Source organism: Pseudoalteromonas sp. SR45-5, from assembly GCF_014163565.1.
GTDB lineage: Bacteria > Pseudomonadota > Gammaproteobacteria > Enterobacterales > Alteromonadaceae > Pseudoalteromonas > Pseudoalteromonas distincta.
This window is the reverse complement of the sequence record NZ_JACJDN010000816.1, coordinates 1-1,473: the sequence shown is the minus strand read 5'-3', so window position 1 is coordinate 1,473 and position 1,473 is coordinate 1. Positions and strand designations below refer to the sequence as shown.

At 43.2% G+C, this 1,473-nt stretch carries 1 protein-coding gene; it reads right to left on the bottom strand.

The window, feature by feature from the left end:
* Positions 1-288: 288 nt before the first annotated feature.
* The gene (tuf, locus tag H5072_RS19305) at positions 289-1,473 is read right to left on the bottom strand and encodes an elongation factor Tu (protein WP_024606594.1); all 1,185 of its coding nucleotides are present in this window, start codon (positions 1,471-1,473) and stop codon (positions 289-291) included.

Sequence of the window (1,473 nt, the reverse complement as noted above, 5' to 3'; positions counted from 1 at the left end):
TAGTTATCTTCGGTACTATTTTCCCCCTCGGGTTTCGTAAAACTCAACCCAAGCTCGGCAATAATTCTATACCTAGGAGCAAATCACTTTTCTTCAGGCATTAAAAAAGGCCACCTGGGTGACCTTTTTCTAACAATTAACTTAAAAGTTAATTATTACTCTTTGACTGTTGCTACAAAGTACCTACGCCTAAGGTAAGAGCACCACCTTCATATGACACTTTTCTTCAGGCATTAAAAAAGGCCACCTGAGTGACCTTTTTCTAACAATTAACTTAAAAGTTAATTATTACTCTACGATAGTTGCTACAACACCAGCACCTACAGTACGACCACCTTCACGGATAGCAAAACGAAGACCTTCATCCATCGCGATTGGTGCGATTAGAGTTACTGTCATCTTGATGTTATCACCAGGCATTACCATTTCTACGCCTTCTGGTAACTGAACGTCACCAGTTACGTCAGTTGTACGGAAGTAGAACTGTGGACGGTAACCTTTGAAGAATGGAGTATGACGACCACCTTCATCTTTAGAAAGTACGTATACTTCTGAAGTGAATGTAGTATGTGGGTTGATTGAACCAGGCTTAGCTAGTACTTGACCACGTTCAACGTCTTCACGCTTAGTACCACGTAGAAGTGCACCAATGTTCTCACCAGCACGACCTTCGTCAAGAAGCTTACGGAACATTTCAACACCAGTACAAGTAGAACGAGTTGTATCATTGATACCAACAATTTCTACTTCGTCATTGATGCGGATGATACCAGCTTCAACACGACCAGTTACAACAGTACCACGGCCTTGGATTGAGAAAACGTCTTCGATAGGCATGATGAATGGCTTATCGATGTCACGCTCTGGCTCTGGGATGTAAGAATCAAGTGCATTTGCAAGCTCAACAATCTTATCTTCCCACTCTTTCTCGCCTTCTAACGCTTTAAGCGCAGAACCAGCGATTAGTGGTAAGTCATCACCTGGGAAATCGTATTCAGAAAGAAGTTCACGAACTTCCATTTCTACTAGTTCAAGTAGCTCTTCATCATCAACCATGTCACATTTGTTCATGAATACGATGATGTAAGGAACGCCAACCTGACGAGAAAGAAGGATGTGCTCACGCGTTTGTGGCATAGGGCCATCTGTCGCAGCAACTACTAAGATCGCGCCGTCCATTTGAGCAGCACCAGTGATCATGTTTTTAACATAATCGGCGTGACCAGGACAATCTACGTGTGCGTAGTGACGTGTAGGTGTATCGTATTCAACGTGAGACGTTGAAATAGTGATACCACGTTCGCGCTCTTCTGGAGCGTTGTCGATTGATGCGAAATCTTTAGCAACACCGCCGTATACTTTTGCAAGTACGTTAGTGATTGCTGCAGTTAGTGTAGTTTTACCGTGGTCAACGTGGCCGATTGTACCAACGTTTACGTGCGGTTTTACGCGTTCAAACTTTTCTTTTGCCAT

Excerpts from the sequence above, each read along its gene's own strand:
- tuf (WP_024606594.1), bottom strand. The coding sequence starts at position 1,473 with ATGGCAAAAGAAAAGTTTGAACGCGTAAAACCGCACGTAAACGTTGGT.